We start from the raw sequence: 21,821 nt of genomic DNA, 5'->3' as shown, positions 1-21,821 counted from the left end.
GAGTGGGTGAGAAAATGGACATATTTGTAAGTGACTACGAAAAGCAATACAAAGAGATTTTAACAGGCTTTGACCCTACTTCTTTTTCAGAAACATGGGTCGAAAATCAGCAGTGGCAACTAGATTTTTATGTAGAGAAAACAAGAAATAATCAAGATGTTTTCGACTTATTAAATCATGAAAGTTCTGTTTATCTCGATGGCCAAGAATTTGTTGTTAAGCAGCTAAAACGGGGAGCAGTTGGGAAAATAGTTTATTCAGAAGTCATAGCAACGCATATTTATTTCACGATGCAAGATGATTACCAGTACAACGCTATTTCGGGTTCTAAGAGTGCAAAAGATTGTTTGACACATATTTTCGCAGCTGATAAACAAGGTTTTAGCTTTGAACTCATTGACAAAAATAAGGTTTTAGAAAATATTACACAAGAAAATTTTGGCAATGGTAATTTACTAAAACTAGTTCAAGAAGTGTTAGAAGATTATAAGCTGGTTATGTTAGCGGACAACAAGCGTTTGACTTTCATTCCAAGCGAAGACTACGGAGAGCATACAGAAAACGAAATTCGCTACAACAAGCACACAAACGAAGTCGATTTTGATATTGATACGTTATCCTTAAAAACGCAAATTCGGGGATATGGCAAAGTCGACAGCAACGGAAATAACTACTTTCCGCCAGTTACTTATACCAGTCCGGAATCAGCTAAATGGGGCGTGAGAATACAAGAACCGCTATCAGACGAGCGCTATACGACTTCTAGCAGTATGCTAAGACGTTTGAAGCTTGAACTGCAAGATTATCCAGCAACTACGGGGAATATCTCTTTAAAGCTTAAATACGAATGCGGAAAAGGCGATTATGTGATGTTTGTTTATGAACCGCTAGGCCTTTTATACGAAGTGCAAATAGTTGCTTATAAGAAATACATTTTTACAAACAAACCACCAGAACTAACGCTCTCGAATAATAAAAAAACGATGGTTTCCATCATGGTCCAACTAGCAAAAGCGATTAAGAAAGGAGCAAAATAGATGGATTTTAAAAAATGGCAAGACCCACTAATGAACTCAGAACTACAGCAAGACTATAACGATAATTTAGTAAAACTAGCTGGAAGCCTTGAAAAAGCTAATCAAGATATGACGCATGTAAATCAACGTATATCTAACTTAGTTATTAAATCCGGCGGGAATGAATCGAATGAAGTAGTAGACGCACGCGTTTCTTCTCTGGTTCCAGAAACTGAATTCACAACATTAAACGATAGAATAAATTACGCGGAAAATGCGTTGGTTTCAGGTATTGGGAAGCTTTCAACGAACGTTTATGACCTAATGGATAAGTACAACGATATAGATACCATTTTAAAGCGTTTATATGGCTTAGATAGCAGCAACATTGAAATATTTGTGGATGATGCAAGAGGCGACGATATAGCAGGAACTGGTGAAATTGATGCACCTTTTAAAACAATAAATAAAGCGGTAATGACTTTGCCTCGTGTGCTAAATAGTAACTCTGTGAATATCTGGATTGTTCCTGGTCGCTATAATGAAGACGTAGTCATTCCACCGATTATGGGCGGAGATATCTATATTAGATCTACAAACTTTGAAACAGTAGACCCTACCAGCAGCACCGGATGCCAAGTTAGAAGTATTTCTGCGACAGGAAGCAACGGTTATCTATATATTGCTGGTTTAGAAGAAACTAACACAGCAGGAACAACAAAAAACTACTTTATCAAAGCAATAAGATGCGGTTTTGTAAGAATTTCAAAATGTAGGATGGCCTTCAACACTAAAGCAATAGACCCGTTCACCGCGGTGTTTATTGATGCTTGTTCTGCTGACGTTAACGGCTGTTACTTCGCTTCGCAAAACGTCGATGTGCGCGGTTATAACACTGCTAGAGTCGAGGTTCAGAATATCGTTCATGGGGCAAAAAGCGCAATCGGTTTGTATCCTCAAAGTGCCGATATTTTCAATTTGAGTAGCGGAACTTGGGAAGCGGATATTCCAACACGTCTTAGTGGCGGAGGAGTGGTTAGAACATGACTGAAACTGAAAACGCTATTCACAAAAACGGAATATATGATTTTAACGTCACAACAGAAGAAGATAAACCACTTCAAAAAGCTGTTTTTTATACGCGAGATACAGGAGGGACAGCTAGACTTATTTTTAATATAGATAAAGATAATCAAGATTTAGGATTATCGTCTGCTGCTGAATTAGAGCTTGCTATGATTTTAGCGAAAGGAACAGAGTCAGAGAGCAAGTATCTTGTGAAACCAACAATCACCGATGGAGTGCGAGGAATTGCAGAATACGCACTTACAGACTCCCAAATATCTCACGCTGGCACTGCTATTGCTGAATTATATATAAAATACAAAAACAGTCAAGCGATGCGGGTGTATAAATTCAGTTTTGAGATAAAAAAAGCATTAATCGATAGCGACTTTTTCCCGGTGGCAGAATTTTACGTAGAGCGCTGGGATGATTACGAAAAAATATTCGATGAATCGTTCGAGAGATTAAACGCCAAATTAGATGATGTGGATAAAAAAGCGGATGATTTAAAAACACAATTTGATGCTATGCAGCCCTCGCAATTCGCGCAAAAAACGGACTTAAATGCACATGTAAATAATGCGGATATTCATGTTTCATCAGCAGATAAAACGAACTGGAATGCCAAAGAAACAGTATCTAGCGCACAGGCTAAAGCAGATAAAGCCCTTAGTGATGCTAAAACAGATGCGAGCTTAAAAGCAGCTCAAGCTTTAGCTGATGCGAAGGCATATACTGACAGCAAGATTACGCAAACTGTTTGGACTGGCTCATTTTATATGTCAGCATCACAGACGGTAACACCGTCGATTCCTCTTAACCAATGCAAGGCGTGGATTATTTATTGGTCTAAATATAGTGCTGGTGCAGCACGTGATTACTATTGGTGTACACAGATAGTAACAAAAGAAACATACGGCGGGCATAATTTTGATGCAATGATGGATAATAGTCCAGTTCACAAATATTTATACGTTTCAGCAACTCAATTAACTGGTTCAGATGACAATTCTACTGGAACAAACAATCAAGCGGTAATGAGAAAGGTAGTGGCTCTTCTATGAATATACACTATGTAACAGTTGGTAATGACGGATATATTGACGGATGGAGTAACTCAAAAGAAGAAAATACTATTGATGTATTAGCGGATGAAAGTACAGTAAATAAGTTATTTTGTGTAAAAGTAATAAATAAAAAAGCTATTCTTGATCAAGAGCAATACGAAAAGCTTCAAGATGAAATCCATCCTGAACAAACTGAAATCGAAAAAATAAGAGAGGAATTACTACTCACCCAAGAGGCCTTAGCCGCACTATTTGAAAGTAATTTAGGGTGAAAAAATGGCGTATATGATACCAATTTATGTAAATCTAGTGATGAACGGAAGGAAAGAAATCGAAGAAGTGCCTTCCACATTACGTAATCAAGTTAAAAAGAAAGTGGAAGAATTGAGATTAGAACAAGAACGAATACAATCAGAAGAAACAGAAGCCGAATAGGCTTATTTTCATGTCAAAAAATAGGAAGTGGAGTGGATGAGAAAATGGTGGGAAAACCTCAAAAAACAATTGCTGGAAAAGTCATATAAGGATGTTTTTAGCATCCTTTTTTCATTGCAAGTGTCACTGTTTAGTTTTGCAACAGGCGCATTTTTAATACTAAAAGGGGACGCGGTTGCTGAAGGAAGTGATACTTACAAGCTGATGGATGGTTTAATGAACATGGATACATGGGGCTTATTTTTCATAGTAAGTTCTGTTTTGATTTTAATATCGATATTCCAAACAAGTAAAGCAAAATATATAAATATGCTAATTGGGGGAATCATAGGTGTATTTATATTATTTCTTTATGCATCTGCTAGCGCGGAAGGTCAGTCGCAGTGGTTGCTCCCAGTTCGCTATGGTTTGAGTGCGTGTTTTAATTTATTCATCGCGGGAGTGGGAGGTTTCGAACTGTGGAAGCTGAAAAACAATTAGGTTACGTAACAAGATTAGAATTATTAGAGCATGAAAGTAAGTTGAAAACAGAAGTCTCCAAAGACATCGAAAAGATAGAGAATAAAGTGGATGGATTAGGTGACGATTTGAATGATTTAAAAGATATTGTTGTACCGCTCTCGCTCTCACTAGATCAAATTGCAAAAAATACAGAAAGAACAGCGACAACTTTGGACCGCTTTGCAAGTGATACTACTATTCATCTACATGACCACGATATCGAACTAACCGAAATTAAAGCAAAATCGGAAAATGAAGAAAAAGCAAAAACGAGTGATGTAGGCGTGACAGTAGCAATTATCGGATTGATAGGGGCAGTAATCACAACGATTATTACTTTAGCGCCTATGCTTTGGAAATAATAAGGAGGTGAGAAAAAATAATGAAAATTAACTGGAAAGTACGAATGAAGTCAAAAGTTTTTTGGGTGTCAGTTATCCCGCTAATTCTTGTTTTAGTGCAGCAAGTACTGGGATGGTTTGGAGTGACAATTCCTGCGGATACGATTAACAAACAAGCATTAGATTTTGTAAATTCAGTATTCCTGTTACTTGGTGTATTAGGTGTAGTTAATGACCCTACAACAAAGGGCGTTAATGATAGCGAGCTAGTTCAAAATAGAAAGGATGATAGTAATGAGTAATTATAGTATGTCGCGAGGTCACTCAGATAAATGCGTTGGTGCAGAGGATATTTTAAGCGAAATTAAAGAAGCTGAAAAAGTTTTAAACGCCGCAAGCGATGAACTAAAAAGAGAAGGGCATAATGTTAAAACATTTATTGATAGAACAAGTACAACCCAAAACGCTAATCTGAATAAAATTGTCAATTGGCACAATTCTAATCCAGCGGACGTGCATGTAAGTGTACACTTGAACGCTGGAAAAGGAACCGGGGTTGAAGTTTGGTACTATACAGGCGATGAAAAAGGTCGCAAACTAGCGGAGGATATTAGTGCGAAAATGGCGAAAGCGTTAGGGCTACCGAATCGAGGTGCAAAACCGTCGAAAGATTTACGTTTCTTGAACTCAACTAAAGGTACAGCTGTTCTATTAGAAGTATGTTTTGTTGATAGAAAAGAAGATGCGGCGGCAATCCATAAATCTAGTATGTATGATAAGCTGGGCATTGCTATCGCGGAGGGATTGACTGGTAAAACAGTAGCCGCAAAAAATCCGAACCGTCATAGTGGGGCAGTAGTAGATAGCGTACCAATGCTACCCAAAATGGATTTTAAATCTAGTCCTGTTAAGATGTATAAGGCAAGTAGCTCATTGCTAGTTTATGAATGTAATAAATATTGGTATAAAGCTTATATTAACGATAAACTATGCTACATTTACAAAGATTTCTGTGTTAGTAACGGCAAAAAAGATGTAAAAGGGCGTATTCCTGTAAAAATTAAAAGCAAGGATGCTTTACGTATTCCAGTCTGGGATAACACGCGACTGAATTCAGGCAAAATCAAATGGTACAAGCCTGGAACAAAACTTTCTTGGTACGACAATAAAAAAGGTTATTTAGAGTTATGGTATGACAAAGACGGTTGGTACTACACAGCTAACTATTTCTTAAAATAAAAAGCAGGGGGCAACAAGATGAGTCAAAAAGATATATGCGTTTATGGTAGTTTGCCAATATATAATGTAAAATCTGGTAAAAACAGGAAAATCGTCGGCTATTTGCCGCGCGGAGCTATTTTGAAATACGAAGGTGGGGGATATGTAATCTTCCGGAAAATAAAAGGTTATACATCTTTAACAGATAGACTTTGCCCTGTGAACTCTAACGGCTGGGTTGCCGCTGTTTCAAAAACAACTAAAAAAATCCCCTCGAAACCGAACGGCGCAGGAACTATAAAGATTTCACAGAATGAAATTATTAGAGTTTTACCGTCAAGTTTAAAAAATGGTTGGGTGCGTTGCGCTGTTGAAAACGATGGTTGGTTCTGGTCGTTTTATATCAAGACTTCTGATTACATTAGAGTGGATAAAATGGCTTATGACAACATCGCTAAATTTACAACATTATAAATAAAAAAGACCCCTTAACAACGAAGTTAAGGGGTCTTTTTTTGCATTTACATTGCAATATGCGATTTTGATAATGTCTACTAATAAATAAAAAAACCCCGAATTTTTTCGGGGCGCTGTTATGTTCATTTATTTTTAAAGGGATGTCAAACAGCTAAATGAGATGAATGAAATAATTGAGTGAACGATAGTATCGTTCATGTGAATATTATTGCATAGATTTTCATAGATTTCAAATTTGGCATAGTAGATTTAGATAGTGGCATAGCTTTTGGCATAATTTAATTTGAATCACAGTTAATTACAGTTAATATTTATTTGGAATAAATTATTGATTAAGCGGTTTTATTATATAGAAGAAACTAGAACAAAATCTATTTTTTACATAGCATGAAAGAACGTAAAAAATACGGACTTAAAGGCGCGCGTCGTGCACCTCAGTTCTCAAAACGTTAATATGTCGTTTCAAAGCACCAGCTTTTGCTGGTGCTTTTTTTGTTTAGTTGAGTTAAATAAAAAACAAAAAAGCCCTTAAGGATTTTTTTGTAATAGTATATTTTTAATTAAAAGTTGTATAACTTAAAGTTTTTTTCTAGTCACATTGCTTGTGTAACATAAACCGCAATAACATAACCTTCATCGTTTAACATATAATCTACTGTATATGTTTTATTTATAGATGGAGATTCATAAACAAAGGATTCATCAGAAACAGTTTGTATAAGAGTGGCATCGGATTCCATATAACCTCTTGCTAATTCTGTTAAATGATTTTTATCTAAATCTTTTCGAATTGTACTTTCATCTCCTAATTGTATAAGTACTTGAAAAATTTCATCGTTTTCTACTGTAGAATAGAGTACATCAAGTTCTTCATCTTTATAAAATGCATCTCCCTCTTTTGTTAAAGTATCTTTGCTGGCTAAAGTACCATATACGGTATCATCGGAAGGAGTGTTTTCATCAGTCGTTACAGCTTTTGCAGCGGCAGCTTCTTCTTCTTGTTTTGCTTTTTCCTCCGCTTCTTTACGTTCCTTTTCAGCTTTATCGGCTTCTTCTTTTTGTATTGCCTCTTGCTTTGCCATGTTGTCGTTATATGCTTTTGAATTGTTAGTAATAGTTATAGTGTACTTTTCATCTTTGTAATTTTTTCTGACCGCTAGAAGTTTGACATCAACTTCTGCAACATTATCGTTAGTTAAACTGTAAGTATAAGTAAATCTCCCGCTGTCATCTTTTTTTACGGCTTTACCATCAATGGTTAATTTGGATTTAGGATCTACAGTTCCCTCTATTGTTGCTTCACCATTTTCATTGGTTTGTAAAATAGGGTCGTCAACGGTAAGTTCAATTTCTTTCGTACTTTTCTCCCCACTTTTTTCGTTATCTTCAGAACTCCCACATGCTACTGTCAAAAAACTGAAAAGCATTAAAATACTTACCAACAATAAACCTCTTTTTTTCATCTTTTCCGGCTCCTTTTGTGTTTAGATATAAATATACAGAACGGTTATTATAACATGATTAACCTTGTTTTTTTTAAATGTGCCACATATGATGCTTTATTAAATAACTTAGTTTTCTATTTAACGATTAATCAGTTTAGAAATTTCAGTCGGACCATAGTTATTTAGTGCATTTTTATGCTATGATTTCAGTGTCGATATTTATTGGGTTAAAATAAAAGAAATAAAAAGGGGCCCTCAACCATGAAAAAAACCTCAATCATTTTTATTTTTTGCGCACTCCTGCTAACCGCCTGCTCAACCACTACAAAAGAAACCCCTAGACAAACCACGGAAGCTACCGGCACAATTGAACAAGTAGAAACGGAATCTATTTTAATCAAAAATTTCAAAATAAAAAACGATAATAACACGCCAGAACTGAGTGTGCGGTTCCACATCAGTGAAAAGTACCATGACGAAACGGGAAACAAAATAAAACGAACCGAACTAAACAAAAATGACAATATAAAAATCATTTTAACAAAAGATTTCCAAATCCAAGAAACCTCGCCAGCCCAAATAGACCCAAAATACGTACAAAAAATCCTCCTGCTAAACAAATAAAACTCTCTCGTCCGCAGAGAGTTTTTTCTTTTCTTAAAAAAATAAACTCAAATTCCTTGCCTTGGTGTGAACTCCAGGGTTTATAATTCTAAATGTAAAGAACGAAACGAGGTGATGGAGGATGAATATCAAACAAGCGGCTGATATGTTTGGTTTAACAGTAGATACGTTGCGTTATTATGAGCGGGTCGGTGTTATTCCGCCAGTCCATCGTAACGAAAGTGGTTACCGGGACTATAAAACGAGTGACTTGAACTGGGTTTATCTCGTGAAGAATTTACGGAATGCGGGATTATCGGTAGAATCGTTAATTGAGTTTGCAACACTTGCGCAACTCAGAGAGACGCAAAATGTCGAAGCGGCGCAAAAACAAGTACTGGTTGACCAACTAAAAGAATTAGACGAAAAATTTGCCGAGATGAAGAAGGTCAGAGAATTACTCGTGTACAAAATCGATTCGTACGATAGTCACATTGCGCAGTTTAAAGCTGGCGAATTAAATGCAGATAATGTTGAAAAATTATGGGAACGGGACAAATTTTAAAGATAAGAGGAGGATTTTTAAATGAAAACAGTGAAATTAAACAATGGTGTAGAAGTACCTATTTTAGGATTTGGGACATATCAAATTACAGATGCTGCTGAAGCGGAACAAGCGGTAAAAGATGCGATTAAAACGGGCTATCGTCACATTGATACGGCGCAAAGTTATATGAATGAAGAAGCTGTAGGTCGCGGGATTGCGGCATCTGGCGTGGATCGTAAAGAACTATTCATCACGACAAAAATATGGGTGGAAAATGTGAGTTATAAAGGTGTTATGAGCTCATTTGACCGGTCGTTAAAACGTTTAGGGTTGGATTACATTGATTTGCTGCTAATTCATCAACCTTTCAACGATGTATACAGGGCATGGATAGCGATGGAGGAATTACAGGCATCAGGAAAAATTAGAGCAATTGGCGTATCGAATTTTAGCCCGGATCGCGTAGTTGACCTAGCTGCGTTCAATGAAGTAACGCCGCAAGTTAATCAAATTGAAGTTAATCCATTCCAACAACAGACAGCGAATCTAGCTATTTTAAGAAAAGAAGGGGTTGCAATAGAAGCATGGGCACCATTTGCGGAAGGGAAAAATGATATCTTTAATAATCCAGTTTTAACAAAAATTGGTGCAAAATATGGAAAATCAGCCGCTCAAGTAATTTTGCGTTGGCTAGTAGAGCAAGATATTATCGTCTTAGCTAAATCTGTAAAACCAGAAAGAATGGCGCAAAATTTGGCTATATTTGATTTTGAATTAACGGAAGCAGATAAGGAAGAAATTGCCGGCATTGACCAAGGGGAAAGCCAGTTCTTCTCACATGCGGATCCGGAAATGGTGAAATGGATGGCTAGTCGTAAACTGAATGTATAAATTAAAACGAGGTTCTGCAACTACGCAGACCTCGTTTTTTATTTAACCATTAATATCGTTAGCTTTGATCCATCCTAGTGAGTTATGACTGTCTTTAACATGCAGCCAATCTTCCCCGAGAATATTGGCTGTTTTATCAACTGCTAATAACTTCCCATAATAGAAACCAACTGCTTTTGGGTTAGTGCTTGTTGATTCTACTGGTTTATTGTAAAGCTTTGCAGTTGGATCTTTCACGTAGGCAACTTGTTTTACTGGTTCTTCTTTAGCGGGAGTGTAAAAAACATTTAAGTCTTTTTCGCTAGCCCAGCCAACAACTTTTCCATCTAGTTTGAACTGATACCAAAGTGTATTTCCGACTTTAGCGCGAGTCACTAGTTCTAATTTTTCATTATCATAATCAGTAAGTGGCGCTAATTTTTCTGCGTTTTTTGTGTTGAATGGCTCACTCCATACATTATCAGTCGCTGATTTACTTACAATAGCGTAACCGTCGTAGGAGGTTTGCTCGGTAATGCGATCGAATAGGCGATCATTTAACTTATCAGCACGAACCCAGCCGATTGTTTCTCCACCTTCTGAAAGTCGGAACCAAGCATAGCCGCCACGAGTGATTTTTTTATCTGCTTGAAGGGCTTTTCTATCATATTTTGCGATAGTACCGTTATCGAATTGCTTTTCAGGATTTGGCAATCGGTAAATATGTGCGTTTAAATCATCTACATATTTAGTTAATTGAACGTTTTCATCTTCTTTTTGATGATAGCTGATGTTTAGAGCGCTGCTATTTACCCAACCGATATCTTCATTGTTTTCACGAATAAAGTACCATAGACCTTTTCCTGTTTTAGCTTCCCAAGAAATTTCTAAGTTACGACCTGTATAATTCTTTAGGGTTCCAACTTCACTTGCATTCTCAGTATTGTACGGTGCTGAGTAAATAACCTCTTGTTCTTTAGTATCAGCAACTGTTCCGATAGCTGTCAGCGCCTGATTAGACTCGATTTTATCGTAAATAACATCGTACGCATCTAAGTTGTAGCGTTCAATAATTGCTACTAGTTTAGAAACATAATCCGGATCCGTCGCATAACCACCATCTTTAATAGCTTGCAATGCTTTGCGATAATCCGTTTCACCAACTGCACCTTGATAACGCTCATTTTCAGTAATTAAGGCAGTGTGATCTTCAATTGATTCTTTCCAACTAGGGTAAACACGGAAATTAGCGGTAGTAGCGCCGGATGCTTCCATCGTTCCCATTGAGACCGATTTTCCTTCATAAGCTCCTTTAATTCCGAATAAGTTATTAGAGTTCTGGCTTAGTCCACTTTCACCCCAATTAGATTCCAAAATAGCTTGAGCAAGCGTTACACTCGTAAGTAATTTACCATCACGATATCCATCCTGTGCCGCTGGTAAAATTTCATCAATGAAAGCTTGTTGCGAAGTAGTCAGATTAGCTTGAGCAGTTCTGTTACCTCCTGTTTCTGCACCAACATTTATGGAAACCACCAAAAATGCCACAATCAGCAGAATTATCCCTGGTTTTATAAACTTTCTATCCAAATTTCAATGCACTCCTTTATATATATCTGCCACTATATTATCAATAAACACCCTAGAAATTCTATTACATTTGTATGACGAAAAACAATAACTACATCAAACCTATTGGGGTGTAAGGACTAAAGCTGGAAATGTTAAATATGTAAAATTTGTGAAATTTTCTTCAACGAACTTTTATACTGAAAAGACAAGCAATATGTGAAAAAATAAAACTGTCATGCTATAATAATCAGTATGTCAGCGCATTCATTTTTGGAGGTTTTTATATATGTTAAACGAACAACAAATTACTAGATTGCTATATCGATTACAAGACCCTGTTTTAGAAGCGAGCTTAGAAGAAACAGAAGGTATTTTAGAAGTACAGGTACTGAAAGAAACAGCGAATATCAAAATCGCATTAGCTGATCCAGCGATAGAAACGGATCATTTTGTTCATAATATAGAAGAACTTCTTACGCAATTTGGTGTAAGTGAAATAAATATCGAACTAGAATACTTGCCAGCAGCAGTTATCGACCGCATTTTTCAAGCAAGAGATAACATACTTTCAGAAACAAGCGAAACCAAATTTTTAGCAATAGCTAGCGGAAAAGGCGGAGTAGGGAAATCTACCGTTTCGGCCAATCTTGCTGTCGCGCTCGCTAAACAAGGAAAAAAAGTAGGGCTGTTAGATGCTGACATATATGGATTTAGTATCCCGGTACTACTCGGAACAACCGAATCCCCTCGTAAAGAAAATGGTCAAATTATCCCAGTAGAAACTCAAGGCATCCAAATGATTTCAATGGATTTTTTTGTAGAACCCGGAGAACCAGTTATTTGGCGCGGACCAATGTTAGGTAAAATGATCAAAATGTTTTTAGAAGAAGTAAGATGGGGGAAACTAGATTACTTACTTATTGATTTACCTCCAGGAACCGGCGATGTAGCCTTAGATATCCACACACTTATTCCTAAATGTAATGAGTTAATAGTTACAACACCACATTATGCCGCAGCTTCAGTCGCTTCTCGAGCAGGCTATATGGCAGCAAAAAATAACCATAAAATCATCGGTGTAATTGAAAATATGTCTTATCTTACTTTAGCTGATGGACAAGTATTAAAAGTATTCGGACAAGGCGGCGGCGAAAAAGTTGCTGCAGACTTAGAAACACAACTTTTAATCCAAATGCCGATCGAACAACCTGAACCTAATGCAAATGGCTATATATCAGCTGTTTTTGACCCTTCAAGCACGTCAGGAAAAGCATATAAAACCTTAGCAGAGAAAATAATTCCATATTTATCATAAAAACTTTGTAAAAAGTATTGACGAAAGGCAAAAATCTTGGTATATTTATAAACGTTGCTGATGCGGACAAAACGCTTTCGCAGCAAAAGAAACTGACCTTTGAAAACTGAACAAAAAAGAAGACGAAAAGCAATGAGACATAAAGTCTCACTGGTAATCGCAGGGCAGAAAACAGAAAGCTGTTTTCAACAAAACAAACTAGTAATTTAATTGCTAGCGAAGTCAATTTGACGCAAGGAATCTTATTCACGGTGTTGAATAAGTATTCAAATTCAATTTATATTTTAAAGAGAGTTTGATCCTGGCTCAGGACGAACGCTGGCGGCGTGCCTAATACATGCAAGTCGAACGAACGGAGGAAGAGCTTGCTCTTCCAATGTTAGTGGCGGACGGGTGAGTAACACGTGGGCAACCTGCCTGTAAGTTGGGGATAACTCCGGGAAACCGGGGCTAATACCGAATGATAAGATGTGGCGCATGCCACGCCTTTGAAAGATGGTTTCGGCTATCGCTTACAGATGGGCCCGCGGTGCATTAGCTAGTTGGTAGGGTAATGGCCTACCAAGGCAACGATGCATAGCCGACCTGAGAGGGTGATCGGCCACACTGGGACTGAGACACGGCCCAGACTCCTACGGGAGGCAGCAGTAGGGAATCTTCCGCAATGGACGAAAGTCTGACGGAGCAACGCCGCGTGTATGAAGAAGGTTTTCGGATCGTAAAGTACTGTTGTTAGAGAAGAACAAGGATAAGAGTAACTGCTTGTCCCTTGACGGTATCTAACCAGAAAGCCACGGCTAACTACGTGCCAGCAGCCGCGGTAATACGTAGGTGGCAAGCGTTGTCCGGATTTATTGGGCGTAAAGCGCGCGCAGGCGGTCTTTTAAGTCTGATGTGAAAGCCCCCGGCTTAACCGGGGAGGGTCATTGGAAACTGGAAGACTGGAGTGCAGAAGAGGAGAGTGGAATTCCACGTGTAGCGGTGAAATGCGTAGATATGTGGAGGAACACCAGTGGCGAAGGCGACTCTCTGGTCTGTAACTGACGCTGAGGCGCGAAAGCGTGGGGAGCAAACAGGATTAGATACCCTGGTAGTCCACGCCGTAAACGATGAGTGCTAAGTGTTAGGGGGTTTCCGCCCCTTAGTGCTGCAGCTAACGCATTAAGCACTCCGCCTGGGGAGTACGACCGCAAGGTTGAAACTCAAAGGAATTGACGGGGGCCCGCACAAGCGGTGGAGCATGTGGTTTAATTCGAAGCAACGCGAAGAACCTTACCAGGTCTTGACATCCTTTGACCACTCTGGAGACAGAGCTTTCCCTTCGGGGACAAAGTGACAGGTGGTGCATGGTTGTCGTCAGCTCGTGTCGTGAGATGTTGGGTTAAGTCCCGCAACGAGCGCAACCCTTGATTTTAGTTGCCAGCATTTAGTTGGGCACTCTAAAGTGACTGCCGGTGCAAGCCGGAGGAAGGTGGGGATGACGTCAAATCATCATGCCCCTTATGACCTGGGCTACACACGTGCTACAATGGATAGTACAAAGGGTCGCGAAGCCGCGAGGTGGAGCTAATCCCATAAAACTATTCTCAGTTCGGATTGTAGGCTGCAACTCGCCTACATGAAGCCGGAATCGCTAGTAATCGTGGATCAGCATGCCACGGTGAATACGTTCCCGGGCCTTGTACACACCGCCCGTCACACCACGAGAGTTTGTAACACCCGAAGTCGGTAGGGTAACCTTTATGGAGCCAGCCGCCGAAGGTGGGACAGATAATTGGGGTGAAGTCGTAACAAGGTAGCCGTATCGGAAGGTGCGGCTGGATCACCTCCTTTCTAAGGAAAAGGAAACCTGTGAGTTTTCGTTCTTCTATATTTGTTCAGTTTTGAGAGGTTACTCTCTTTTTATGTCAGATAAAGTATGCAAGGCACCATGCTTGAAGCATCGCGCCACTACATTTTTGACGGGCCTATAGCTCAGCTGGTTAGAGCGCACGCCTGATAAGCGTGAGGTCGATGGTTCGAGTCCATTTAGGCCCACTTTTTCTTTCTGACACAAGAAATATAAATAATGATACCCTTTACGGGGCCTTAGCTCAGCTGGGAGAGCGCCTGCTTTGCACGCAGGAGGTCAGCGGTTCGATCCCGCTAGGCTCCACCAAAATTGTTCTTTGAAAACTAGATAAGAAAGTTAGTAAAGTTAGCATAGATAAGTAATTATCTATGACACAAGTAACCGAGAATCATCTGAAAGTGAATCTTTCATCTGATTGGAAGTATCATCGCTGATACAGAAAATCAGAAAAACAACCTTTACTTCGTAGAAGTAAATTGGTTAAGTTAGAAAGGGCGCACGGTGGATGCCTTGGCACTAGGAGCCGAAGAAGGACGGGACTAACACCGATATGCTTTGGGGAGCTGTACGTAAGCGTTGATCCAGAGATTTCCGAATGGGGGAACCCACTATCTTTAGTCGGATAGTATCCTTACGTGAATACATAGCGTAAGGAAGGCAGACCCAGGGAACTGAAACATCTAAGTACCTGGAGGAAGAGAAAGAAAAATCGATTTCCTGAGTAGCGGCGAGCGAAACGGAAAGAGCCCAAACCAAGAAGCTTGCTTCTTGGGGTTGTAGGACACTCTATACGGAGTTACAAAAGAAAGTTATAAATGAAGCGGTCTGGAAAGGCCCGCCAAAGACGGTAACAGCCCGGTAGTTGAAATGGCTTTCCCTCCAGAGTGGATCCTGAGTACGGCGGAACACGTGAAATTCCGTCGGAATCCGGGAGGACCATCTCCCAAGGCTAAATACTCCCTAGTGACCGATAGTGAACCAGTACCGTGAGGGAAAGGTGAAAAGCACCCCGGAAGGGGAGTGAAACAGTTCCTGAAACCGTGTGCCTACAAGTAGTTAGAGCCCGTTAATGGGTGATAGCGTGCCTTTTGTAGAATGAACCGGCGAGTTACGATTTGTTGCAAGGTTAAGCGGAAAAAGCGGAGCCGTAGCGAAAGCGAGTCTGAATAGGGCGCATAAGTAACAGGTCGTAGACCCGAAACCAGGTGATCTACCCATGTCCAGGATGAAGGTAAGGTAATACTTACTGGAGGTCCGAACCCACGCACGTTGAAAAGTGCGGGGATGAGGTGTGGGTAGCGGAGAAATTCCAATCGAACTTGGAGATAGCTGGTTCTCTCCGAAATAGCTTTAGGGCTAGCCTCGAGGTAAAGAGTCATGGAGGTAGAGCACTGTTTGGACTAGGGGCCCTTCTCGGGTTACCGAATTCAGATAAACTCCGAATGCCATGTACTTATACTCGGGAGTCAGACTGCGAGTGATAAGATCCGTAGTCGAAAGGGAAACAGCCCAGACCACCAGTTAAGGTCCCCAAATATATGTTAAGTGGAAAAGGATGTGGGGTTGCTTAGACAACCAGGATGTTGGCTTAGAAGCAGCCACCATTGAAAGAGTGCGTAATAGCTCACTGGTCGAGTGACCCCGCGCCGAAAATGTACCGGGGCTAAACATATTACCGAAACTGTGGATGAACCTCTTCGGAGGTTCGTGGTAGGAGAGCGTTCTAAGGGCGGTGAAGTCAGACCGGAAGGACTGGTGGAGCGCTTAGAAGTGAGAATGCCGGTATGAGTAGCGAAAGAAGGGTGAGAATCCCTTCCACCGAATATCTAAGGTTTCCTGAGGAAGGCTCGTCCGCTCAGGGTTAGTCGGGACCTAAGCCGAGGCCGATAGGCGTAGGCGATGGACAACAGGTAGAGATTCCTGTACCAGTGCTAATTGTTTAACCGATGGGGTGACACAGAAGGATAGGGAATCGCACGAATGGAAATGTGCGTCCAAGCAGTGAGTGTGAGAAGTAGGCAAATCCGCTTCTCGCGAAGCATGAGCTGTGATGGGGAAGGAAATTAAGTACGGAAGTTCCTGATTTCACGCTGTCAAGAAAAGCCTCTAGGAAGAGTAGTACTGCCCGTACCGCAAACCGACACAGGTAGATGAGGAGAGAATCCTAAGGTGAGCGAGAGAACTCTCGTTAAGGAACTCGGCAAAATGACCCCGTAACTTCGGGAGAAGGGGTGCTCTATTAGGGTGCAAGCCCGAGAGAGCCGCAGTGAATAGGCCCAGGCGACTGTTTAGCAAAAACACAGGTCTCTGCAAAACCGTAAGGTGACGTATAGGGGCTGACGCCTGCCCGGTGCTGGAAGGTTAAGAGGAGTGCTTAGCTTCGGCGAAGGTACGAATTGAAGCCCCAGTAAACGGCGGCCGTAACTATAACGGTCCTAAGGTAGCGAAATTCCTTGTCGGGTAAGTTCCGACCCGCACGAAAGGCGCAACGATCTGGGCACTGTCTCAACGAGAGACTCGGTGAAATTATAGTACCTGTGAAGATGCAGGTTACCCGCGACAGGACGGAAAGACCCCGTGGAGCTTTACTGCAACCTGATATGGAATGTTTGTACCGCTTGTACAGGATAGGTAGGAGCCGAAGAGACGTGTGCGCTAGCATACGAGGAGGCAATGGTGGGATACTACCCTGGCTGTATGACCATTCTAACCCGCCACGCTTAGCGCGTGGGGAGACAGTGTCAGGTGGGCAGTTTGACTGGGGCGGTCGCCTCCTAAAGAGTAACGGAGGCGCCCAAAGGTTCCCTCAGAATGGATGGAAATCATTCGCAGAGTGTAAAGGCACAAGGGAGCTTGACTGCGAGACTGACAAGTCGAGCAGGGACGAAAGTCGGGCTTAGTGATCCGGTGGTTCCGCATGGAAGGGCCATCGCTCAACGGATAAAAGCTACCCCGGGGATAACAGGCTTATCTCCCCCAAGAGTCCACATCGACGGGGAGGTTTGGCACCTCGATGTCGGCTCGTCGCATCCTGGGGCTGTAGTCGGTCCCAAGGGTTGGGCTGTTCGCCCATTAAAGCGGCACGCGAGCTGGGTTCAGAACGTCGTGAGACAGTTCGGTCCCTATCCGTCGCGGGCGCAGGAAATTTGAGAGGAGCTGTCCTTAGTACGAGAGGACCGGGATGGACACACCGCTGGTGTACCAGTTGTTCCGCCAGGAGCATCGCTGGGTAGCTATGTGTGGCAGGGATAAACGCTGAAAGCATCTAAGCGTGAAGCCCCCCTCAAGATGAGATTTCCCATTTCTTCGGAAAGTAAGATCCCTGAAAGATGATCAGGTAGATAGGTTTGGAGTGGAAGTGTAGCGATACATGGAGCGGACAAATACTAATCGATCGAGGACTTAACCAAAAAATGAAACGAAGTTACCTAACTGAAAACTTTCTTCTCTAGTTTTGAGAGAGCAATCTTTCAACAACTCAATATTGTCTGGTAGTTATGGCGAGAAGGTCACACCCGTTCCCATCCCGAACACGGTAGTTAAGCTTCTCTGCGCCAATGGTAGTTGGGGGCTTCCCCCTGCGAGAGTAGGTCGCTGCCGGGCAATTTATTATTCCACAGTAGCTCAGTTGGTAGAGCAATCGGCTGTTAACCGATCGGTCGCAGGTTCGAGTCCTGCCTGTGGAGCCATTTTTTTATTTGAAAGGCTTTGCTGCCGCTTTAGCTCAGTTGGTAGAGCACTTCCATGGTAAGGAAGGGGTCGTCGGTTCAAATCCGACAAGTGGCTTAAATAATATATGGATAATTTGTATGTTTCGCTAGTATGCGAGGCTTTTTTTATTGTTTAAAAGAATAATGATTTTTATTATGGATATCTTGAATAGGTAGTATAAATCGATTATACTATGGGTATAATAACAGAACGGGTGGGGTGTTTTTTTGAAGGAGAAGAAGCAGCGGATTATTAAGTCGGCTAAAGAGGTGTTTCAAAAACAAGGGTATTTGAAGACGTCTGTACAGGATATGGTTGATGCAGCTGGGATTTCTAAAGGGACTTTTTATAATTATTTTACTTCGAAAGAGGAACTGGCAATTGTGATTTTTAAGCAGGAGTATTCTGTATTGCATCAGCGTTTGGAGTATACGATGGGGCTAGATGGGACGAAGAAGGATAATTTTACGGAGTGCTTGAAAATTATTATTCATTTTTATACGGAAAATGGGGAGATCTTGAATATTACGTTTTCTCAGACGATGATTGATGATGATTTTAATGCGTTCTTGCAGAATGTACGACTTAAGAATATGGAATGGGTTAAAAATCAGTTGTTAGAGGTTTATGGGAAGGAAACGGAGCCTTATATAAATGATATTACGATGTTGCTTAGCGGGATGGCGGCAATGTATGTCTTTGCTAGTGGTAGCAAAAATGTTGACTCAGGATTGATTGAGCGGGCTATTCCTTATGTGGTGAGAAGGCTTGATGCACTTGTGAAGGATATTTTGGAGAGCGGAGAGATTGTGTTTACGGAAGCGGACACAGAAAATCTGGTGCCGGATCAAACTATGATTAGAAAGAAAAGACTAGCTAAACTGCGGGGCGCGCTGGAGGAGTTAAATGTCGGGATTGAAAATGCGGATATTGATGACTCGGATAAATGGCAGTATAAGGAATCCATGAACGCGCTTGTTGGGGAGATTAACAATAATGAGGCGCCTAGAGATTTCATGGTTCAAGGAACACTGTTGTATCTTAAACAACATGTACCAGCAAGTTTGACCAAAGAGGTAAATAAATTAGAAGCTTGTGTGAACGGGCTTTTATAATAATTGGACTGACCAGTCACTTTTTGTTGACTTGTTGGTCTTTTTTTATTATACTTCTATTATTCATCTGGAAATTTCCACATGGGAAGGGGTATTAATTTTGAATAGTACAGCAGTAGAACGGCCCGTTGATGTTAACGGGAAATCTTATAGTAGAAGTTTATTAGTAGTTACAATGATTATTGGGGCGTTTGTGGCGATCTTGAATCAGACGTTACTAGCGACGGCGTTACCGATGATTATGGATGATTTGCATATTACAGCAGCAACAGGGCAATGGTTGACGACGGCTTTCTTGCTAACAAATGGGATTATGATCCCGATTACGGCACTTTTAATTGAAAAAATTAGTTCGAAAACTTTATTTATTACAGCGATGACTGTATTTACAATTGGTACCATTATTGCGTCAGTGGCGGGTTCATTCCCGGTATTACTTACTGGGCGTATTGTTCAAGCAGCTGGTGCGGGGATTATGATGCCGTTGCTTCAAACAATCTTCTTGCTGATTTTCCCTCGTGAAAAACGTGGGGCAGCGATGGGGCTGATGGGACTTGTTATTGCGTTTGCTCCAGCAATTGGGCCAACTTTGTCTGGTTGGATTGTGGATTCGTATGATTGGCGCGTATTATTCCTTATTTTAATTCCAATTGCGGTTATTGATATAATTTTAGCGTTCTTTGGTATGAAAAAAGTAGTGAAGTTAACTGATACAAAAATCGATTTTCTTTCTATTGTAATGTCTTCGATTGGTTTTGGCTCGCTCCTTTACGGATTTAGTTCAGCAGGGAATGATGGTTGGGGAGATACAACGGTTATCACTATGTTGATTGTTGGGGTTGTAGTTATTGGACTATTTGTTTGGCGCCAATTAGTTATTGATAACCCAATGCTTGAACTGCATGTGTTTAAATATCCGGTATTCTCATTGTCTGTTATTCTTGGTTCGATTGTAACGATGGCGATGATTGGTGCGGAAATTGTATTGCCTTTATATATTCAAACAATTCGCGGGGAGTCGGCGCTTCAGTCAGGTCTGTTATTGCTTCCGGGTGCGATTATTATGGGGATAATGAGTCCAATTACGGGTATTATTTTCGATAAAATCGGGGCGAAATGGTTGACGATTACCGGGGTTACCATTTTGACTATCGGTACAATTCCATTTATGTTCTTAACGATGGATACGCCACTTTGGTATATTGTAGTATTTTATGCCGTGCGGTTCTTCGGTATTTCAATGGCGATGATGCCAGTTTCGACAGCGGGTATGAATGCACTTCCTAACCACTTGATTAACCACGGTTCGGCGGTAAATAATACGATTCGACAAATTGCTGGTTCGATTGGAACGGCGGTACTTATTACAGTACTAACGAATGTAACGAAAGATAATATGCCAGGAAAAGCGCTTATGGCGACGGATCCGGCTAGTTTTGCTCAAAAAGCGCAAGATGCTAGTTTGGACGGAATGCGTGCGGCGTTTATGGTTGCAGCCATTTTCGCGGCTATTGGAATGATTTTAAGTCTATTCCTTAAAAATAAAAAACAAGAGCCAATCGTTAAAGAATATACGAAATAAAAAAATAAAACAGGGTCAAAAATCCATTTTGGACATTTGACCCTGTTTTTTATACTTTTTTAAGGGTGACTTTCCAGCTGGTGCCGGTGCCTACCGAATAAGCATCTACGAAGGAGCCTTGATTGATACCGAGTCCTAGGTTGTCGAGTGAATTGACGTAAATGAGCGCTTCGCCAATCCGTAAGTCGGCAAATGAACGACTATAAGTAACGAAATTCTTATAAACTACGCGGTCGTGGTGTTTGATGAGAACTTCAATGGAATCGCCGTAGTTAGCACCTAGCTGCAAGAAATCAGTTCGGCGAATATTTGTCCAAAGATTACCGAATGGACGGTCAATAATATCAATAGTGCCAAAAGCTTGCTCGCCTTCTAAGTAGGAGTCACTTAGACTTAGAGAAACAATGGAGTCTGGGGTAGCTGCTGGGCCGATATCTTCAAAATTAATCACACCGGCTGCAAGTCTAGCCGCAGTATAGGCGAAAATATCTCGGCCGTGAAATGTATGGGATGCGCCTGATTTTGGCAGGCGATTTTTTTCCTCATCTATCAGTCGAACTTCTTTAATCGTTCCGTAATGCGCGATATGGGTTAAGGTTCCGTTGTCTGGTGTAATAATATAATGACCATCTTCTGTTAAAACGGCGACACTTCGACGCTTCGAACCAACTCCAGGATCGACAATCGAGACAAAAATGGTGTCTTTTGGCCAGTAGGTTACGGTTTGTAATAAACGATACGATGCTTCCCAAATATTAAATTGAGGAATTTGATGCGTTAAATCGTATATTTGTAAATCTTTGCTAACACTATTGATCACGCCGTACATGGCACTAACTGCCCCATCACTAATACCAAAATCAGATTGTAAAACAAGTAGTTGTTTTGTCATTTTGAAATCCTCCATTTCGAGCAATTTAGGGTAAAATAAAACTCGCCCTTTTCCAAAAAAATATCTTGGAATAAGGGCGAGAAAATTTCACGCGGTACCACCTTAATTTATTTCCAGCTTGCACTGAAAACCTCAAATAAGCATTTACATAAAATACTTAGGGTGCTTGATAACGGACACCAAACCCGTTGTTGCTT

At 40.8% G+C, this 21,821-nt stretch carries 19 protein-coding genes, 4 tRNA genes, 3 rRNA genes, 1 pseudogene and 1 other annotated feature (1 of these 28 cut by a window edge); of the genes and pseudogenes, 24 read left to right on the top strand and 3 right to left on the bottom strand.

The window, feature by feature from the left end; all coding sequences use genetic code 11:
* Positions 1 to 14 precede the first annotated feature (14 nt).
* The 11 genes and pseudogenes from AB2Q86_RS13580 to rpsI all read left to right on the top strand — a co-directional run.
* Positions 15 to 1,037: a phage tail protein gene (locus AB2Q86_RS13580; protein WP_012582413.1), complete on the top strand. Its 1,023-nt coding sequence runs from the start codon at positions 15 to 17 to the stop codon at positions 1,035 to 1,037.
* The gene (locus tag AB2Q86_RS13575) at positions 1,038 to 2,063 is read left to right on the top strand and encodes a hypothetical protein (RefSeq protein WP_012582414.1); all 1,026 of its coding nucleotides are present in this window, start codon (positions 1,038 to 1,040) and stop codon (positions 2,061 to 2,063) included.
* Positions 2,060 to 3,145, top strand: a complete 1,086-nt coding sequence (locus AB2Q86_RS13570; RefSeq protein ID WP_012582415.1) for a BppU family phage baseplate upper protein — start codon at positions 2,060 to 2,062, stop codon at positions 3,143 to 3,145. The genes AB2Q86_RS13575 and AB2Q86_RS13570 overlap by 4 nt, the downstream gene beginning before the upstream one ends.
* Complete coding sequence (locus tag AB2Q86_RS13565) at positions 3,142 to 3,420, top strand: hypothetical protein (RefSeq protein ID WP_012582416.1); 279 nt, start codon at positions 3,142 to 3,144, stop codon at positions 3,418 to 3,420. The genes AB2Q86_RS13570 and AB2Q86_RS13565 overlap by 4 nt, the downstream gene beginning before the upstream one ends.
* Before the next feature lie 4 nt (positions 3,421 to 3,424).
* Entirely contained in the window at positions 3,425 to 3,583 is a 159-nt protein-coding gene (locus tag AB2Q86_RS13560; RefSeq protein WP_012582417.1) for a CD1375 family protein, read from the top strand.
* A gap of 36 nt (positions 3,584 to 3,619) precedes the next feature.
* Positions 3,620 to 4,063, top strand: a complete 444-nt coding sequence (locus AB2Q86_RS13555; RefSeq protein WP_003743972.1) for a hypothetical protein — start codon at positions 3,620 to 3,622, stop codon at positions 4,061 to 4,063.
* A complete protein-coding gene (locus AB2Q86_RS13550) occupies positions 4,042 to 4,446 on the top strand; it encodes a hypothetical protein (RefSeq protein WP_012582418.1) in 405 nt (134 codons plus the stop codon). The genes AB2Q86_RS13555 and AB2Q86_RS13550 overlap by 22 nt, the downstream gene beginning before the upstream one ends.
* Positions 4,447 to 4,466: 20 nt before the next feature.
* On the top strand, positions 4,467 to 4,727 hold the full coding sequence (locus AB2Q86_RS13545) for a phage holin (RefSeq protein ID WP_012582419.1): 261 nt from the start codon (positions 4,467 to 4,469) through the stop codon (positions 4,725 to 4,727).
* Positions 4,720 to 5,664 (top strand): N-acetylmuramoyl-L-alanine amidase, encoded by a 945-nt coding sequence (locus AB2Q86_RS13540; protein WP_012582420.1) that lies wholly within the window; start codon positions 4,720 to 4,722, stop codon positions 5,662 to 5,664. The genes AB2Q86_RS13545 and AB2Q86_RS13540 overlap by 8 nt, the downstream gene beginning before the upstream one ends.
* 18 nt (positions 5,665 to 5,682) lie before the next feature.
* Positions 5,683 to 6,117 carry a hypothetical protein gene (locus tag AB2Q86_RS13535; protein ID WP_012582421.1) on the top strand — a complete coding sequence of 145 codons (435 nt, stop codon included), beginning with the start codon at positions 5,683 to 5,685 and terminating at the stop codon, positions 6,115 to 6,117.
* A gap of 390 nt (positions 6,118 to 6,507) precedes the next feature.
* A pseudogene (gene rpsI / locus AB2Q86_RS13530) lies at positions 6,508 to 6,573 on the top strand (30S ribosomal protein S9); the annotation flags it as partial.
* 140 nt (positions 6,574 to 6,713) lie between these two features.
* Here rpsI and AB2Q86_RS13525 read toward each other — a convergent pair.
* Complete coding sequence (locus AB2Q86_RS13525) at positions 6,714 to 7,583, bottom strand: DUF4969 domain-containing protein (RefSeq protein ID WP_012582422.1); 870 nt, start codon at positions 7,581 to 7,583, stop codon at positions 6,714 to 6,716.
* 243 nt (positions 7,584 to 7,826) lie between these two features.
* Between AB2Q86_RS13525 and AB2Q86_RS13520 the strand changes: the two genes are divergently transcribed.
* The 3 genes from AB2Q86_RS13520 (at position 7,827) to AB2Q86_RS13510 (ending at position 9,606) form a co-directional block, all read left to right on the top strand.
* Entirely contained in the window at positions 7,827 to 8,189 is a 363-nt protein-coding gene (locus AB2Q86_RS13520; RefSeq protein WP_012582423.1) for a hypothetical protein, read from the top strand.
* Positions 8,190 to 8,310: 121 nt separating this feature from the next.
* Entirely contained in the window at positions 8,311 to 8,733 is a 423-nt protein-coding gene (locus AB2Q86_RS13515; protein ID WP_012582424.1) for a MerR family transcriptional regulator, read from the top strand.
* Between the two features lie 21 nt (positions 8,734 to 8,754).
* Complete coding sequence (locus AB2Q86_RS13510; protein WP_012582425.1) at positions 8,755 to 9,606, top strand: aldo/keto reductase; 852 nt, start codon at positions 8,755 to 8,757, stop codon at positions 9,604 to 9,606.
* Between the two features lie 42 nt (positions 9,607 to 9,648).
* On the opposite strand, the gene AB2Q86_RS13505 is transcribed toward AB2Q86_RS13510, so the two are convergent.
* On the bottom strand, positions 9,649 to 11,175 hold the full coding sequence (locus AB2Q86_RS13505; protein WP_012582426.1) for a GW domain-containing glycosaminoglycan-binding protein: 1,527 nt from the start codon (positions 11,173 to 11,175) through the stop codon (positions 9,649 to 9,651).
* A 268-nt stretch (positions 11,176 to 11,443) separates the two neighbouring features.
* Between AB2Q86_RS13505 and AB2Q86_RS13500 the strand changes: the two genes are divergently transcribed.
* The 10 genes from AB2Q86_RS13500 (at position 11,444) to mdrT (ending at position 20,732) form a co-directional block, all read left to right on the top strand.
* Complete coding sequence (locus tag AB2Q86_RS13500) at positions 11,444 to 12,472, top strand: P-loop NTPase (RefSeq protein ID WP_012582427.1); 1,029 nt, start codon at positions 11,444 to 11,446, stop codon at positions 12,470 to 12,472.
* Between the two features lie 283 nt (positions 12,473 to 12,755).
* Positions 12,756 to 14,305 (top strand): 16S ribosomal RNA (locus AB2Q86_RS13495).
* Positions 14,306 to 14,435: 130 nt separating this feature from the next.
* Positions 14,436 to 14,509, top strand: a tRNA-Ile gene (locus AB2Q86_RS13490).
* Positions 14,510 to 14,554: 45 nt separating this feature from the next.
* A tRNA-Ala gene (locus AB2Q86_RS13485) sits at positions 14,555 to 14,630 on the top strand.
* Between the two features lie 172 nt (positions 14,631 to 14,802).
* Positions 14,803 to 17,734: ribosomal RNA gene (locus tag AB2Q86_RS13480) — 23S ribosomal RNA — on the top strand.
* A 77-nt stretch (positions 17,735 to 17,811) separates the two neighbouring features.
* Positions 17,812 to 17,927 (top strand): 5S ribosomal RNA (gene rrf / locus AB2Q86_RS13475).
* The 16S, 23S and 5S rRNA genes sit together here with 4 tRNA genes alongside, the layout of an rRNA operon.
* Positions 17,928 to 17,937: 10 nt before the next feature.
* Positions 17,938 to 18,013: transfer RNA gene (locus AB2Q86_RS13470), tRNA-Asn, on the top strand.
* Positions 18,014 to 18,037: 24 nt separating this feature from the next.
* Positions 18,038 to 18,110, top strand: a tRNA-Thr gene (locus tag AB2Q86_RS13465).
* 152 nt (positions 18,111 to 18,262) lie between these two features.
* Complete coding sequence (gene brtA, locus AB2Q86_RS13460) at positions 18,263 to 19,150, top strand: bile-regulated transcriptional regulator BrtA (RefSeq protein WP_003728385.1); 888 nt, start codon at positions 18,263 to 18,265, stop codon at positions 19,148 to 19,150.
* A 100-nt stretch (positions 19,151 to 19,250) separates the two neighbouring features.
* The gene (gene mdrT / locus AB2Q86_RS13455) at positions 19,251 to 20,732 is read left to right on the top strand and encodes a cholic acid efflux MFS transporter MdrT (protein WP_012580711.1); all 1,482 of its coding nucleotides are present in this window, start codon (positions 19,251 to 19,253) and stop codon (positions 20,730 to 20,732) included.
* Between the two features lie 49 nt (positions 20,733 to 20,781).
* Here mdrT and AB2Q86_RS13450 read toward each other — a convergent pair whose 3' ends face one another.
* Positions 20,782 to 21,624, bottom strand: coding sequence for an S-adenosyl-l-methionine hydroxide adenosyltransferase family protein (locus tag AB2Q86_RS13450; protein ID WP_012580712.1), 843 nt, complete (start codon positions 21,622 to 21,624; stop codon positions 20,782 to 20,784).
* Between the two features lie 69 nt (positions 21,625 to 21,693).
* Positions 21,694 to 21,821 (bottom strand) — a binding site (T-box leader) (it continues 121 nt past the right edge of the window).

Source organism: Listeria monocytogenes, assembly GCF_041765605.1.
In the GTDB taxonomy this organism is placed as follows: domain Bacteria; phylum Bacillota; class Bacilli; order Lactobacillales; family Listeriaceae; genus Listeria; species Listeria monocytogenes_D.
Note: the sequence above shows the minus strand (reverse complement) of the source record. Positions and strands in the feature narration are given on the sequence as shown.

Coding starts and splice junctions, on each gene's coding strand:
- AB2Q86_RS13575 (WP_012582414.1), top strand. CDS start 1,038: ATGGATTTTAAAAAATGGCAAGACCCACTAATGAACTCAGAACTACAG.
- AB2Q86_RS13535 (WP_012582421.1), top strand. CDS start 5,683: ATGAGTCAAAAAGATATATGCGTTTATGGTAGTTTGCCAATATATAAT.
- AB2Q86_RS13570 (WP_012582415.1), top strand. CDS start 2,060: ATGACTGAAACTGAAAACGCTATTCACAAAAACGGAATATATGATTTT.
- AB2Q86_RS13525 (WP_012582422.1), bottom strand. CDS start 7,583: ATGAAAAAAAGAGGTTTATTGTTGGTAAGTATTTTAATGCTTTTCAGT.
- AB2Q86_RS13545 (WP_012582419.1), top strand. CDS start 4,467: ATGAAAATTAACTGGAAAGTACGAATGAAGTCAAAAGTTTTTTGGGTG.
- AB2Q86_RS13515 (WP_012582424.1), top strand. CDS start 8,311: ATGAATATCAAACAAGCGGCTGATATGTTTGGTTTAACAGTAGATACG.
- AB2Q86_RS13510 (WP_012582425.1), top strand. CDS start 8,755: ATGAAAACAGTGAAATTAAACAATGGTGTAGAAGTACCTATTTTAGGA.
- AB2Q86_RS13520 (WP_012582423.1), top strand. CDS start 7,827: ATGAAAAAAACCTCAATCATTTTTATTTTTTGCGCACTCCTGCTAACC.
- AB2Q86_RS13560 (WP_012582417.1), top strand. CDS start 3,425: ATGGCGTATATGATACCAATTTATGTAAATCTAGTGATGAACGGAAGG.
- AB2Q86_RS13540 (WP_012582420.1), top strand. CDS start 4,720: ATGAGTAATTATAGTATGTCGCGAGGTCACTCAGATAAATGCGTTGGT.
- AB2Q86_RS13565 (WP_012582416.1), top strand. CDS start 3,142: ATGAATATACACTATGTAACAGTTGGTAATGACGGATATATTGACGGA.
- AB2Q86_RS13500 (WP_012582427.1), top strand. CDS start 11,444: ATGTTAAACGAACAACAAATTACTAGATTGCTATATCGATTACAAGAC.
- AB2Q86_RS13580 (WP_012582413.1), top strand. CDS start 15: ATGGACATATTTGTAAGTGACTACGAAAAGCAATACAAAGAGATTTTA.
- AB2Q86_RS13450 (WP_012580712.1), bottom strand. CDS start 21,624: ATGACAAAACAACTACTTGTTTTACAATCTGATTTTGGTATTAGTGAT.
- AB2Q86_RS13555 (WP_003743972.1), top strand. CDS start 3,620: ATGAGAAAATGGTGGGAAAACCTCAAAAAACAATTGCTGGAAAAGTCA.